This window comes from Duganella dendranthematis (assembly GCF_012849375.1).
Lineage (GTDB): Bacteria > Pseudomonadota > Gammaproteobacteria > Burkholderiales > Burkholderiaceae_D > Rugamonas > Rugamonas dendranthematis.
This window is the reverse complement of sequence record NZ_CP051684.1, coordinates 3,844,617-3,859,031: the sequence shown is the minus strand read 5'-3', so window position 1 is coordinate 3,859,031 and position 14,415 is coordinate 3,844,617. Positions and strand designations below refer to the sequence as shown.

8 protein-coding genes are annotated in these 14,415 nt (G+C 61.3%); 4 read left to right on the top strand and 4 right to left on the bottom strand.

The genetic code is table 11. The features are described 5' to 3' along the window. The first annotated feature begins 69 nt into the window (after positions 1–69). Together HH213_RS17605 and HH213_RS17600 are read left to right on the top strand one after the other, a co-directional pair. The gene (locus tag HH213_RS17605) at positions 70–519 is read left to right on the top strand and encodes a cache domain-containing protein (protein WP_110847072.1); all 450 of its coding nucleotides are present in this window, start codon (positions 70–72) and stop codon (positions 517–519) included. Positions 520–767: 248 nt separating this feature from the next. Beyond that, a complete protein-coding gene (locus HH213_RS17600; protein WP_169113068.1) occupies positions 768–3,665 on the top strand; it encodes a TonB-dependent receptor plug domain-containing protein in 2,898 nt (965 codons plus the stop codon). Positions 3,666–3,731: 66 nt separating this feature from the next. Here the strand turns inward: HH213_RS17600 and gap are convergent, their stop codons facing one another. The 3 genes from gap to HH213_RS17585 all read right to left on the bottom strand — a co-directional run bounded on the left by gap (position 3,732) and on the right by HH213_RS17585 (position 9,936). Next, positions 3,732–4,742 (bottom strand): type I glyceraldehyde-3-phosphate dehydrogenase, encoded by a 1,011-nt coding sequence (gene gap, locus HH213_RS17595; protein ID WP_110847074.1) that lies wholly within the window; start codon positions 4,740–4,742, stop codon positions 3,732–3,734. A gap of 48 nt (positions 4,743–4,790) precedes the next feature. After that, positions 4,791–6,785: a transketolase gene (gene tkt / locus HH213_RS17590; RefSeq protein ID WP_169113067.1), complete on the bottom strand. Its 1,995-nt coding sequence runs from the start codon at positions 6,783–6,785 to the stop codon at positions 4,791–4,793. 187 nt (positions 6,786–6,972) lie between these two features. After that, complete coding sequence (locus tag HH213_RS17585) at positions 6,973–9,936, bottom strand: TonB-dependent receptor (protein ID WP_229263045.1); 2,964 nt, start codon at positions 9,934–9,936, stop codon at positions 6,973–6,975. Between the two features lie 613 nt (positions 9,937–10,549). Here HH213_RS17585 and HH213_RS17580 point away from each other — a divergent pair. Both HH213_RS17580 and HH213_RS17575 read left to right on the top strand, forming a co-directional pair. Beyond that, positions 10,550–11,278 (top strand): 16S rRNA (uracil(1498)-N(3))-methyltransferase, encoded by a 729-nt coding sequence (locus HH213_RS17580; protein ID WP_169113065.1) that lies wholly within the window; start codon positions 10,550–10,552, stop codon positions 11,276–11,278. A 93-nt stretch (positions 11,279–11,371) separates the two neighbouring features. Further along, positions 11,372–13,009 carry an NAD(P)/FAD-dependent oxidoreductase gene (locus HH213_RS17575; RefSeq protein WP_169113064.1) on the top strand — a complete coding sequence of 546 codons (1,638 nt, stop codon included), beginning with the start codon at positions 11,372–11,374 and terminating at the stop codon, positions 13,007–13,009. Positions 13,010–13,011: 2 nt separating this feature from the next. Here the strand turns inward: HH213_RS17575 and HH213_RS17570 are convergent, their stop codons facing one another. Continuing rightward, positions 13,012–14,361 carry a sensor histidine kinase gene (locus tag HH213_RS17570; protein WP_169113063.1) on the bottom strand — a complete coding sequence of 450 codons (1,350 nt, stop codon included), beginning with the start codon at positions 14,359–14,361 and terminating at the stop codon, positions 13,012–13,014. Between the last annotated feature and the right edge of the window lie 54 nt (positions 14,362–14,415).

Below are 14,415 nucleotides of genomic sequence, written 5' to 3'. Positions count from 1 at the left end.
ACAGCCAGGACTACACCATCCGCCAGCTGCGCTAATATGGATAGACATAATCATAAGAGGAGAACTTGCATGAAGACCTTATTAGCAGCGGTAATCAGTCTGGCATTATGTGGTGGTGCAGTGGCTGCGGAAAAAGGCAGCAAGGAAGAAGCTGTGGCCATGGTTAAAAAAGCGGTGGCCATGGTGAAATCCGATGGCAAGGAGAAAACCTTCGCGGCGATTTCCGATCCGACCAATACGACTTTCCACGATCGCGATTTATATATTTATGTGTACGACTTTAATGGCGTCGCACTAGCGCACGGGAATAATCCCAAGATGGTGGGTAAATCATTAATCGGCCTGAAAGATAATGAGGGAAAGTTAATGATCAAGGAAATGATTGAAGTCGCTAAAACCAAAGGCTCAGGCACCGTAGATTTTAAATGGCCGAATCCCGTCACTAAAACAGTGGAATCGAAAGCAGGTTATGTCGAGCGGGTCGACGATTTTCTGATAGGGTCTGGCGCGTACAAATAAGCATGCAGCACCACCAGGCAGCCGGGTTAATCCCGGCTTTTTTTTCGTCCGCAGCGCCCAGCCCATGCCAAAAATTGGCTTAATCACACCAACAATCGGCACACCTAAACCGTGCAGGTGTTCTCTATGCGACATCTTGGTGCAGATGGTGTTGTTTTTCAGGCCATCATGCTGTTTTTCTACGATACGTCACCTATACTGACTTTGTAATTAAAAAAATAATCTTTTAAAAACCCCAGGGAGCTTGAATGAATAAAATTGCCTTGAAAAGCGGCGTGATCGCCGTCGCCTTAACATTAGCTTCATCGCACGTGGTATTGGCCCAGGATGAAGGCGCCAAACCGCTCGAAAAAGTTATCATTACCGGTTCCAATATTAAACGGATTGATACTGAAACGTCGACACCGGTGCAGATTCTGCGCCGTGAAGATATTGCACGACTTGGTGTCAATTCGGTGCGCGATATTATCGACACGCTGACTTCCTCCAATAGTTCCTTGTCCGATATCGGCGGTTCCAATTCGTTTGCCAGCGGCGCCTCCTCGGCATCGTTGCGCAATCTCGGCAAGCAGTCGACACTGGTGCTGTTGAATTCGCGCCGCGTGGCGCCTTATGCGCTAGCCGATTACAACGAGGTATTTACCAATCTGGATGCGCTGCCGCTGGACGCCATCGAGCGGGTGGAAATTCTGCGTAATGGCGGCTCGGCGATTTATGGCTCCGACGCCGTCGCCGGGGTCATCAACATCATCACCCGCAACGATTTCCAGGGCGTGCAGCTGCGCGGCAACTACGAGCAGTCAGTAGCAAATGAGCAATTCAAGACCAAGACCGCCAGCATCACCGCCGGCTTTGGCAATTACGCCAACGACGGCTACAACGTGCTAGCCAACGTGGAAGTGTTTCACCGGGACAACGTCATCTGGCGCGACGTGCTGGACGACATTAACCCGGCCTACGGCGACAAGTTCGCCACTGTGGCGCCTAAAAGTGGCCTGATGTTCGGCAACCGCGGCGCGCCGTCGACCTTCTCCTACCCCGGCAACCTGATCGGCCAGGGCCCGATCGCCGGCTGCGCCACCGTCAGCGCCGCCGGCCTGTGCGTGTTCGACCGCTTCGCCCACTTCGAGGCGGTGCCCAAGGCCGACCGCGTCAATGCTCTGGTATCCGGCAAACTCAATCTGGGCAACGGCACTGAAGGCTACGCCGAAGTGCTCTACTCCAAAACCAAGACCACTTATACCGGCGCGCCGGGCACGTACGGCTCGAACAGCTCGGACTCGATCTGGGGCGATCCGCGCACCGGCCTGGGCAAGGCGTTCGGCTACCGCTTCCTGTCGCCGGACTCGCCGCTCAACACCACCGGCGAACCGCTGGAGCTGCGCTACCGCTATGCCGACGCGCCGGATCAGAATCCCAACGACAGCGACCAGTACCGGGTGCTGGCCGGCGCGCGCGGCAGCTGGGCCGGCAAATACGACTGGGACACCGCAGTCGGCGTGATGGGCAGCAAAACCAAGTCGCGCAACAACGGCGCCATCAGCGACAGCGGCTTCAAGGCCCTGGTGGGCGATTACACCAAGACGCTGGCAGGCGACCCCAACTGTGAAGCCAATTTCCCCGGCTATTGCGAATACACGGCGGCGGACCCGAACTTCTTCAACCATGGCTACAAACTCGGCCAGGTCAACTCGCCCGAGGTGCTGCGCCAGTTGTTCCCGGAACAAGGCTATGACGGCAAAATCACGCAATATTTCATCGACGGCAAGATCACGGGGGAAATCGGCAAGATCGGCGACCGCGCCATCGGCATCGCCGTCGGCGGCGAAGTCCGGCATGAAAAATTCCACATCACGCCGACCGACAACCTGCTGTCCGGCGATATCGTCGGCTATGGCGCCGCCACGGCGGATGCCAGTCGCACCACCGAAGCGGTGTTTACCGAGCTCAATTTACCGGTCACCAGCCAGCTGGAACTGGTCGGCGCCGCCCGCGTCGACAAATTCCCCGGCTTTAAAACGCACGTGTCGCCAAAAGTGGCGGCCCGCTTCGAGGCCTCGCCGGCGCTGATGCTGCGCGCCACCTTCGAGGGCGGCTTCCGCGCCCCCAACCTGACCGAGAGCGCGCAATCGAGCAAGTTCGCCTTCGTCAGCGCCCAGGATCCCAAGCGGTGCGACCAGGCCCAGGCACTGGCGCGCGACCTGCGCACCGCCGGCAACGCCCTGCCGTCCAGCGATCCGAACCAGGCCCTGCTGCTGGCGCGGGCCGATACCGTTCAGCAGAACGAGTGTGCGGCCGGTGTGGCCAGCATCGTCAGCAACAATCCGAATCTGAAGCCGGAAATCACCCGCAGCGCCACCGCCGGCTTCGTGCTGGAACCGGTCAAGGGCACCAGCGTCTCGCTGGACTACTGGCACATCGAGCGCAAGGATGAAATCGGCCTGAAATCGGTGGACGACCTGCTGGCGGCGGAAGCCGACCAGGCGCCGGGCGTCATCAACCGCGCGCCGCTGTCTCAGGACAAGACCTTCAGCGCCGACGAGCGGGCCAAGTACGGCGTGACCGCCGGCAAGCTGCTGTCGACCACGGGCCAGTTCGAGAATGTATCGCGCACCAAGACCAGCGGCCTCGACCTCGCCGCCACGTCGCGCTTCGACACCCGCTACGGCCGCCTGGACCTGGGCGCCAACGCGACCTACCTGTTGGACCTGAAGAATTTCAGCTCGACGCTGAACGACTACGGCGACAACCTGGCCGGCCGCTACGGCTACTCGAAAACCGTCGCCAACTTCACCGCGGCGCTGCAGACCGGCAAATTCACCAACAGCCTGCGCCTGGTCTACAACAGCAAAACCAAGCTGAACACCGACTATTTCGACGACAAGTACACGCTCGAAGGCTGCAAGGATCTGGGCTGGAACGCCAACGACTGCCAGATCAAGGCCTATGAGCGACTGGATTACAACCTCAGCTACGCCGGCATCAAGGATCTGACGTTGTCGATGTACGTGCGTAACGTAACCAACCGCCCGCCGCCGGTCGACCTGCGCGCGTTCAACTTCGACGGCGGTGCCGTGATTCCGCAAAGCACGGCGGACGTCCAGGGCCGCATGGTGCGCGTGACGGCGGAATACAAATTCCGCTAAGCGTCATGGCATAAAAAAAACCCTCGCGGCGCAGGCCGTGAGGGTTTTTTTATGGAACAGCGGGAATTACTTGGCGTTCATCAGCGCCACGGTGGTGTCCAGCATGCGGTTCGAGAAGCCCCACTCGTTGTCATACCACGACGATACTTTCACCAGGCGGCCCGACACTTTGGTCAAGGTCGAATCGAAGTTCGACGACGCCGGGTTGTGGTTGAAGTCGACCGACACCAGTGGTTCGGTCTGGTAGGTCAGCACTTCTTTCAGGTCGCCTTCAGCAGCGGCCTTCATCAGTGCGTTGATTTCTTCCACGGTGGTGTCGCGCTTGGCGATGAACGACAGGTCCACCAGCGAAACGTTGATGGTCGGCACGCGGATCGCGTAGCCGTCCAGCTTGCCGTTCAGCTCAGGCAGCACCAGGCCCACTGCGGCGGCGGCGCCAGTCTTGGTCGGGATCATCGAATGGGTGGCCGAGCGCGCGCGGCGCAGGTCTTCATGCATCACGTCCGACAGCACCTGGTCGTTGGTGTACGCGTGGACGGTGGTCATCAGGCCGTTTTCCAGACCGATAGCGTCGTTCAGCGGCTTGACCAGCGGGGCCAGGCAGTTGGTGGTGCACGAGGCGTTCGAGATCACGGTATCCGACGCTTTCAGCACGTGCTGGTTGACGCCGTAGACGATGGTGGCGTCGACATCCTTGCCGCCCGGGGCCGAGATGATGACTTTCTTGGCGCCGCCTTTCAGGTGGGCCGACGCTTTTTCCTTGGTGGTGAAGAAGCCGGTGCACTCCAGCACCACGTCCACGCCCAGCTCGCCCCATGGGATTTCCGCCGGGTTGCGCTGCGCGAACACACGGATCACGTCGCCATTGACGATCATCTTGTCGCCGTCCACTTCCACGGTGCCAGGGAACTTGCCGTGGGTGGTGTCGTAACGCGTCAGGTGGGCGTTCGACTTGGCGTCGCCCAGATCGTTAATTGCCACGATCTGGATGTCTTGTTTTTTGCCGCCTTCGTAGAAAGCACGCAGTACATTACGGCCAATACGGCCATAGCCATTGATTGCAACTTTGATCGTCATACTTTGCTCCTGATTAGAAATATAGTTAATGCAACCAGCAATTATAGATTAAGCAATGACCGCTTTGACTTTTGCCACGACATTTTCCACCGTGAAGCCGAAGTGTTTGAACAATACGCCTGCCGGGGCCGATTCGCCGAAGGTATCGATGCCGACCACGGCGCCTTCCAGACCCACGTACTTGTACCAGAAATCGGTGACGCCGGCTTCGATCGCTACGCGGGGCACGCCTTTGACCAGCACGCTGGCCTTGTAGGCGGCTTCCTGGCGGTCGAACACGTCGGTCGACGGCATCGACACCACGCGCGCGATGATGCCTTCCGAAGCCAGCGCCGAAGCGGCGGCCTGGGCCAGTTCGATTTCCGAACCGGTGGCAATCAGCGTGATCACGGCGTCGGCCGCTTCGCGCAGCACGTAGCCGCCACGGGCGATATCGGCGATCTGTTCGGCGCTACGCTCCTGGTATGGCAGGTTCTGGCGCGAGAAAATCAGCGTCGAAGGACCATCCTTGCGCTTGACCGCCGCGCCCCACGCCACCATCGATTCGGTGGTGTCGCATGGACGCCAGTTGTCCAGGTTAGGAATCAGGCGCAGCGACGAAACGTGCTCGACCGACTGGTGGGTCGGGCCGTCTTCGCCCAGGCCGATCGAATCGTGGGTGAACACAAAGATCGAACGCTGTTTCATCAGCGCGGCCATGCGCAGCGCATTGCGGCTGTAGTCGGCAAACGTCAGGAAGGTGGCGCCGAACGGGATGTAACCACCGTGCAGGGCAACGCCGTTCATGATCGCCGACATGCCGAATTCGCGCACGCCGTAATTAATATGGTTGCCTGGCTGGCCGGAACGCACTGGGGTGATTTCTTTCCAGTTGGTCAGGTTGGAGCCGGTCAGGTCGGCCGAGCCGCCCAGAAATTCCGGCAGCACCGGCGCCAGCGCCTGGATGGCGTTCTGGCTGGCCTTGCGGGTGGCGATGTTTTCTTTCTTCTCGACCGTCGCGGCGATCCCGGCCGCCAGCGTCGCGTCGAAGTTGCCTGGCAGTTCGCCGGCCATGCGGCGGCTCAGTTCTGCGGCTTCTTGCGGGTATTTCGCGCTGTATTCGGCGAACTTGGCGCTCCAGTCGGCTTCCAGCTTGGCGCCGGCCGATTTGAAGTCCCACGCTGCGTACACGTCGGTCGGCACTTCGAACGGGGCCGAGGTCCAGCCGATGTATTCGCGCACCGCCGCCACTTCCTTGTCGCCCAGCGCGGCGCCGTGCACCTTGTCGCCGCCTTGCAGGTTCGGCGAACCCTTGCCGATGATGGTTTTGCAGCAGATCAGGGTTGGCTTGTCCGCTTTTTTAGCGGCTTCGATGGCGGCCGATACGGCGGCCACGTCATGGCCATCGACGGCGCGGATCACGTTCCAGCCGTAGGCCTCGAAACGGGCCGGGGTGTCGTCGGTGAACCAGCCTTCGACTTTACCGTCGATCGAAATGCCGTTGTCATCGTACAAGGCGATCAGTTTTTTCAGGCCCAGCGTGCCGGCCAGCGCGCATGCTTCGTGCGAGATGCCTTCCATCAGGCAGCCATCGCCGACGAAGGCATAGGTGTAGTGGTCGACCACATCCAGGCCCGGCTTGTTGAATTCGCTCGCCAGCAGCCATTCCGCCAACGCCATGCCGACCGCGTTAGCCAGACCCTGGCCCAGCGGACCGGTGGTGGTTTCCACGCCCGGGGTGTAGCCGACTTCCGGGTGGCCCGGGGTCTTCGAATGCATCTGGCGGAACGACTGGATGTCGTCCATGGTCACTGCGTAGCCGCTCAGGTGCAGCAGCGCATAGTGCAGCATCGAACCGTGGCCGTTCGACAACAGGAAGCGGTCGCGGTTCACCCATTTCGGGTTGGCCGGGTTATGGCTGTAATGGCCACTCCACAGTGCAACGGCGATTTCGGCCATGCCCATCGGCATGCCTGGGTGGCCGGAATTGGCCTTCTGGACGGCGTCCATTGCCAGCGCGCGGATCGCGTTAGCCTTTTGTGGGTGTGGGAGCGTAAAAGTCATCGTAGATATCACGGAAGTATGGAAACTGTGAGCAAGAGCGGCGCTTGCAGAGCCCATTATTTTACCAGAGCCAGTCTGGCTGGCCTATAAATGAGCACTTGGGACACACAAATGACAAATGCCGCCCGGTTCGCACCGGGCGGCATTTGGCGTCAGACACTGCCGGCATGCCGGCGGCCCTGATCGTTTAGAACTTGTAGTTGTACTCCGCAGTCAGCTTGATCGAGCGGGGCGCGGTGTAGCTGATGACGTTGCCGTACAGGGCGTTGACTGCCTTGCCGGTGTTGTACGACTCGGTCTGGTTCTGCGCGGTCTGACGGTTGAAGACGTTGAACACGTCAGCCTTCAGTACCAGGCCCTTGACCAGGCGCGGCTGGTAGGCCACGTTCAGATCCAGACGAGTGTCCCAAGGCATACGGCCACGGGAACCGCGTGGTGCAGCTTCGCCGTTGCAGAAGAAGAACTCCGAGCCGTAATCCGTTGCCGGGTTGCCTGCGGTGTAGTACGAGTCAGGCAGGTTGCCGATGCAGTTCTTCGGACGACCGGAAGCGACCAGCAGATTGCCGCCAACGCTCAGTTCATCGGTGAACTGGTAGAAGCCATACGCCTTCAGCTGATGCTTGCGATCGTTAGGCAGCAGGCCGTCCGAGTTCAGGGTCAGCTCTGGATAGTCGAACACGGCGGTGGTCGACACATCAGCCTGGCCCGAATCGGAACGGGTCTGGCCTTCCGTGTTGCCGGAGTTGCGCGACAGCGTGTAGTTGATCTTGCCGTACCAGCCGTTACGCAGCGGGTGCTCGGCAAACAGGTCCAGCGCGGCATAGCTACGCTTGACTTCTGGATAGCCCAGCTCGGCAGCGGTCAGGTGCACATTGGTCAGTTTCACGCCATCGCCAGCGTAGTCGACCAGGAAGTCGTTGTCCTTGCCTGGATTGAACAGTGCGCAACCGAATACGAAATGATTTTCGATACCGTGCTCGGCAGCATACTTGTCGAACGGACGCTGGTCGCAGAAGTCATCGATGGTCGATTTCAGTTTGCGGTAGGTCAGCTTGGCGCCGAAGTTCAGGTTAGCCGAGTAGGCACGCTCAAAGCCCAGGATCAGCTCATCCTGATACAGCGAGTCCATGTTCTGGGCCGCTACCTGGCGCGGGTCTTTCGACTGGCCGAACTCGTTGTTGGCGGAGAACAGGCTGCCCAGTGGCGTCAGGCCGGTCGGCGCACCGGTCACTGGATCGGTACCGGTGTAGGTGTAGTACTGTTGGGTATTCAGCGAAGCGCCAGCTGCACGGACCGCCACGTTGGTCGGCATTTGCAGGTGATAGCGACCAAGATTCCCGAACACTTTCAGCGACGAATCACCCAGCGCATCCCAGGTAGCGCCCAGACGCGGGGCCAACTGGTGACGCATCGAGATGTACGCCTGGCCGTCGCCGTTGAAGTTGGTGAACTGCTCATTGCGCAGGCCGCCCTTCAGGATGATCTTCGGCGTGACTTGCCAGGTATCCTCGATGTATTGCGCATCCTGGTCGACCGACGGCGTCGATACGCCCGAGGTCAGGTTGCGGCTCACATAGTAGCCCTGGGTGCCGTAGCCGCCGTTGCTGGCAGGCGCAGGCACGGAACCATTGATCGGCAGGTTCGGGTTGGTGGCAATCGCGTAGACCCACAGACCGCCGCCGGCGCGGCTGGTACCGGCCACCGAGCTGATCTTGTTCTGGTCCATACCGGCGCGGACGGTGTGATCGCCAACCTTGTATTGCAGGTTAAGGTTCATCACCTTCTGCTTGTCTTGCGCGCCGTCGGTCAGGATGCTGCCCGAGGTGGTCTGGGTGGTGGTGTAGTTGAAGCCAGGAATGCGGGCGGCGGCCGGGGCCGACACCTGGAACACATTCGGGTTGTAATTAAACGGCGTAAACACGTGACGGGTGGTGCTGCCGCCGATCATGGCGGTTACCGTCACATCGTCGGACAGATTGCCGGTGTAGTTCAGGATACGGATGTCGGCGCCGACGCGGGCCGCCACCGGGGTCGGACCATAGCTTTCATAGTGCGCACCGCCATTCTTGGTGCTGCCATGTGTCAGATAGCCGGCGGTGTCCGGCGTGTAGTTGAAGCCGTAGTACGAACGTTCCGACTTCGGATCGTCGGTGATGTACGTCGCTTCCAGGCGGTGGTTGTCGTTGATGTTCCAGTCGACTTTGACCAGGCCGCGGTTGATGGTGTCGCGCCGCTCTTCCCAACCGGTCAGGGCTGCCGTCGCGCTGTCCGCATTGACGCGGGTGTTGTCCATGTCGGTCTTGGTGCGCTCAAGGTTGGCGTAGAGGAACAGCTTGTCCTTGATGATCGGGCCGCCGACAAACACGTTGGCGATGGTGCTGTCGCGGGTGTTGTCCTGGTTCCAGGTGTACAGCTTGCCATCGGTGGCCTGGCCGTTTTTACCATAGTAGATGTTCTTGGCTTTCGCACGCAACGAGTTCGGCTCGGTACTGACGCTGCCGCCCACTTCCCAGGTGTTGGTGCCGCTCTTGGTCGAGATGTTGATCACGCCGCCGGTCGAACGGCCGAATTCCGCGCCGAAGCCGCCGGTCAGCACTTGTGCCTGGCCGATCGCGCCGAACGGCAGCTCGGAGGTACCGACCTGGAACAGCACGTTAGTGACAGGGAAACCGTTGATGTAGAAGGCGTTTTCCGATGCCGCCGAACCGCCGAAGCTTGGCGCGTTGCCGTCGCCGTAGCGGGAGTCGCCACGGGTGGTGTTCGGCGCCAGCTGGATGATCGACGCCACCGACGGGGTGATTGGCAGCTTGGCCAGTTCCTTGGCAGTGAAGGTCGCGCCACTGTTGGTGCTGGACACGTCGATACGGCTGCGGCGGCCGGTCACCTGCACTGCTTGCACAGCGGCGGTAAACGACGCGTCCACGCCCTGGCCGATCTGTACCTCGACTTCGGTGGTTTGCACGGCCTTGCCGTCGCGGATCAGTTGCACGGTGTAGCGGCCGACTGGCAGCGCCGACAATTGGAAGCGGCCGCCCGATTCCGGCAGCGCCGTACGCTTCAGGCCGGTTTCCTTGTTTTCAACCTGGATCGAGGCGCCGGACGGCGAGTCGATCTGACCGAAAATGTTACCGGAAGCATTGGACTGCGCCATAACTGGCTGCACAACTGCGACCGACAGGGCTGCCGCGCTAAAGGCGAGCGACAACGCGTTCACAAGAACAGTTTTTCTTAACATATGAGTGTATTCCCAATTTGAATAAATTTTGCCTTGTAGGCAACAATACCCTTTGTCTCTCTTTGGAGATCTATTTACAAACATTACGGACGTGTAATCTTCGCCCATACATTCATAAAAACATGCAGCAAACAAGTGTGTCAACAATACAACTTTTGTTATGCAATAAAACAACGGGAATTGGAAAAATTGGCGAAAACCGTATTAATTTTATGTAAGTATCGCGATAAATAATTTATGATGAAACGGCAGATTTCATGCGTCTGATCCGCACAAACCTCCGTGGATTATTTTGAACAAAATCCGCATATCGATATAAAATTTCCCGCACAAGGCCTTTCAGGCCACCTGCCAGAACAAAATTCTGCGGCTTGATTTCCGTGAAACTTGCTGGTGCATATGAAAGTTACTTTGCACCAGAACGGAATTAATATGCACCGTACCGGGGCGTTATTTACCAGCGGTTGCTCGACTTCTTCACGGCTGCGGCAGCGATTAAAATGGCGGCTTACCATTTGATCGGATCCTCATGCCCCGCTTTTATGTCTCCCAGCCGCTGGCCATCGGCCAACTGGTCGCCCTGCCCGAGGCGGTCGCCCACCATGTGCAGGTGCTACGCCTGGCCCAGGGCGATCTGATTACCCTGTTCAACGGCGACGGCGGCGAGTACACCGCCAGCCTCAGCGAACTGGCTCGCCGCAGCGCCAGCGCCGACATCAAGGCCCACACCGCGCGCGAGGCTGAACTGCCGTTTGCCGTCACCTTGGCGCAGGCCCTGCCCGAGGGCAGCAAAATGGAATGGATTATCGAAAAAGCCATCGAACTGGGCGTCTCCGGCTTCCAGCCGCTGGCGGCGCAGCGCTGCGTGGTGCGGCTGTCGGCCGAGCGCGCGGAAAAGAAGCTGGAGCACTGGCGCGGCATCATTGTCTCGGCCTCTGAGCAGAGTGGCCGCAACCGGCTAGCCCAGCTGGCCCCGCCGCAGGACTATAAACAGTGGATCACCCAGCAGGACATGCACCGCCGCATCATCCTGACGCCGCGCGCCGAACAGTCGCTGGCCGACTGGGCGCGTCACCAGCCGCCGCAGGCGGTGACGCTGGTGGTCGGTCCCGAAGGTGGCCTCAGCGAGCAAGAGGAAGACCTGGCGCTGCGCCACGGCGCGCTGCCGCTGGCCATGGGGCCGCGCATCCTGCGCACCGAAACGGCGGCGCTGGCGGCGGTGTCGGTGCTGAGCGCGGCCTGGGGCGGTCTGGCCTGAGCGGCTGACCTGACGCCGGGGTCGCCAGTCAGGGTAAAATATCGCCTGAATCTCCGCTAGCTACGGAGCCGTGCAATTTCTGGAACCCCCATCATGCTGCGTTTAAACGAAGTCAAACTCCCGCTCGACCACAGCGCGGAGCAACTGCCGGCCGCCATCCTGGCGCGCCTGGCCATCCCGGCCGCCGACCTGCGCGGCTTCACCATCTACAAGCGCAGCTACGACGCGCGCAAGAAATCCGCCATCGTCCTGATCTATTCGCTGGATGTGGATGTGGTCAATGAAGCCGAGGTCTTGCAGCGCCTGCACCACGATGTGCACCTGATGCCGTCGCCGGACACCGGCTACAAATACGTCGCCGACGGCCAGGCGCTGGCCGCGCACCCGGATTTCCAGCGGCCGGTGGTGATCGGCATCGGCCCGTGCGGCCTGCTGGCGGCGCTGATCCTGGCCCAGATGGGCCTGCGTCCCATCATCCTCGAACGCGGCAAGATCGTCCGCGAACGCACGGTCGACACCTTCGGTTTCTGGCGCCAGCGCAAGCTCAATCCGGAGTCCAACGTGCAGTTCGGTGAAGGCGGCGCCGGCACCTTCTCCGACGGCAAGCTGTACAGCCAGATCAAGGACCCGAAGCACTACGGCCGCAAGGTGCTCAACGAGTTCGTCAAGGCCGGTGCGCCGGAAGAAATCATCTACGTCAGCAAGCCGCACATCGGCACGTTCCGGCTGGTGAAAATGGTCGAATCGATGCGCGAAAACATCGAGGCGCTGGGCGGCGAATACCGCTTTAACAGCAAGGTCACCGACATCGACATCGAAGAAACCGCCGATGGCCGCCAGGTGCGCGGCGTGATGCTGGAAAGCGGCGAGAAAATCGTCACCAACCATGTGGTGCTGGCGATCGGCCACAGCGCGCGCGACACCTTTGAAATGTTGTACGAACGCGGCGTCTACATTGAAGCGAAGCCGTTCTCGATCGGCTTCCGCGTCGAGCACCCGCAGTCGCTGATCGACACCTGCCGCTTCGGCCCCAACGCCGGCCATCCGATCCTCGGCGCCGCCGACTACAAGCTGGTGCACCATGCGTCCAACGGCCGCGCGGTGTACAGCTTCTGCATGTGCCCGGGCGGCACGGTGGTGGCGGCGGCGTCCGAGCCGGGCCGCGTGGTCACCAACGGCATGAGCCAGTATTCGCGCAACGAGCGCAACGCCAACAGCGCCATCGTGGTCAGCATTTCGCCGGAAGTCGACTATCCGGGCCACCCGCTGGCCGGCGTCGCCTTCCAGCGTGACCTCGAAGAAAAAGCCTTCCACCTGGGCGGCGGCACCTACAATGCGCCGGGGCAGCTGATGGGCGATTTCGTCGCCGGCCGCGCCTCGACCGACTTCGGCGCCGTGGTGCCGTCGTACAAGCCGGGCATCACGCTGACCGACCTGGCGCAGATCCTGCCGGAATTCGCCGTGACGGCGCTGCGCGAAGCCTTCCCGGCGTTCGACAAGCAGCTCAAGGGCTACTTCAAGCATGACGCCGTGCTGACCGGACTGGAGACGCGCACCTCGTCGCCGATCCGCATCAAGCGCCGCGACGACACGCTGCAAAGCCTGAACACCAAGGGCCTGTTCCCGGCCGGCGAAGGCGCCGGTTACGCGGGCGGCATCCTGTCAGCCGGCGTCGATGGCATCAAGGTGGCGGAAGCGGTAGCGCTGTCGCTGGCCGCGCAGCAAGCCTGACCTTAGTCGCGCACCGGCAGCCGCAGCTTGATGCGGCAGCCGGCGCTGTCGGGCGCGGCGGGCGCCACCGCCACGTGGCCGCCCATCTGGTGCACAATCGTGTACACGATATGCATGCCGAGCCCGGAACCGCCCTGCCCGCGCTTGGTGGTAAAGAACGGTTCAAACAGCCGCTCGCGCACCTCGCCGTTCAGGCCGACGCCATCGTCGGCAAACTCCAGCAATAGCCAGCGCACGCCGCCTTCCAGCGCCAGCCGCGCCGCCAGCGTCACCTGGCCCGGCCCGCCGTTGGGATAGGCGTGCTTGGCGGCGTTCATCAGCAGGTTGGACAGCACCTGCGACCAGCGTCCCGCATCCAGCCGCGTGCGCAGCTCCGGCGCGATGTCGACCTCGACACTGATCCCCACCTTGCGCAGTTCCGGCCCATGCGCCGACACCACGCTCAGCGCATGCTCGCGCACCCCCACTTCCGATACATGGGCGCTGCCCTGGTCCACCGCCAGTTGTTTGAAGTTGCCGATCAAGTCGGCCGCGCGCGCCAGGTTGCGCTCGATCAGCTGGGCGCCCTCGCGCAGCCGCTGTGCCGTGTTCAGCAGTTCCGACCGGCTGACGCGCTCGCCGCTGACGCACTTGATCAGGTCGTCGGCATAGCTGGCCATGGTGGAAGCCGCCGTGACGGCGACGCCGATCGGCGTGTTGACTTCATGCGCCACACCCGCCACCAGCGTCCCCAGCGCCACCATTTTTTCCTGCTCCACCAGCGTCGCCTGCGCCGCCAGCAGGGCCTCGGTGCGGCGCTGCACGGTCGCTTCCAGCTGCTGCTCGCGGTCCTGGTGCTGCAGTTCGGCGGCGCCGCGGGCGGCAAAGATCGACAGCAGCGACAGCGCCAGCAGGCGCTTGTCCTCGTCCATCGGTTTGATGTCGATGGCCGACAGGATGCCCAGCGTCTGCCCTTCGGTGTCGATCATCGGCATGCCGATATAGCTCTCGGCCTGCATCTCGACCAGCAGCGTGTCTTGCGGATAATCGGCCTGGATGCCGCTGCCGTGGAAGCACATGCACTGCGCGGTGACATCCTGACATGGTGTGTGGCGTAGACTGTATTCCAGGTTGGGCAGGTAGTCGGCGCCGCCCCACACCGCCAGCGTGCGGATGCCTTCGCCATCGGCCAGGGTGGCCACGCGGCCGGCGATCACGTACTGCACGTCCAGCGCCTGGGCCAGGTCGCGCACCAGGATGCGCAGGAAATCGTCGCCGCGGGCCCGGGCGGTCGAGTCGGTAATCGAACGCAGCGCCGCCTCGGCCAGCAGGCGGCCGTCCTCGGCATCGAACAGCCTGTTTTTATCGCTCATGGCCTGGCTCCGGGAGTGGCTAAGTGCCTCATTGTAACGTTACCAGCCATGAAT

Bases quoted from the DNA above. Each gene is read 5' to 3' on its own strand.
- HH213_RS17605 (WP_110847072.1), top strand. From the start codon at position 70: ATGAAGACCTTATTAGCAGCGGTAATCAGTCTGGCATTATGTGGTGGT.
- HH213_RS17585 (WP_229263045.1), bottom strand. From the start codon at position 9,936: ATGGCGCAGTCCAATGCTTCCGGTAACATTTTCGGTCAGATCGACTCG.
- HH213_RS17575 (WP_169113064.1), top strand. From the start codon at position 11,372: ATGCTGCGTTTAAACGAAGTCAAACTCCCGCTCGACCACAGCGCGGAG.
- HH213_RS17600 (WP_169113068.1), top strand. From the start codon at position 768: ATGAATAAAATTGCCTTGAAAAGCGGCGTGATCGCCGTCGCCTTAACA.
- HH213_RS17580 (WP_169113065.1), top strand. From the start codon at position 10,550: ATGCCCCGCTTTTATGTCTCCCAGCCGCTGGCCATCGGCCAACTGGTC.
- gap (WP_110847074.1), bottom strand. From the start codon at position 4,742: ATGACGATCAAAGTTGCAATCAATGGCTATGGCCGTATTGGCCGTAAT.
- HH213_RS17570 (WP_169113063.1), bottom strand. From the start codon at position 14,361: ATGAGCGATAAAAACAGGCTGTTCGATGCCGAGGACGGCCGCCTGCTG.
- tkt (WP_169113067.1), bottom strand. From the start codon at position 6,785: ATGACTTTTACGCTCCCACACCCACAAAAGGCTAACGCGATCCGCGCG.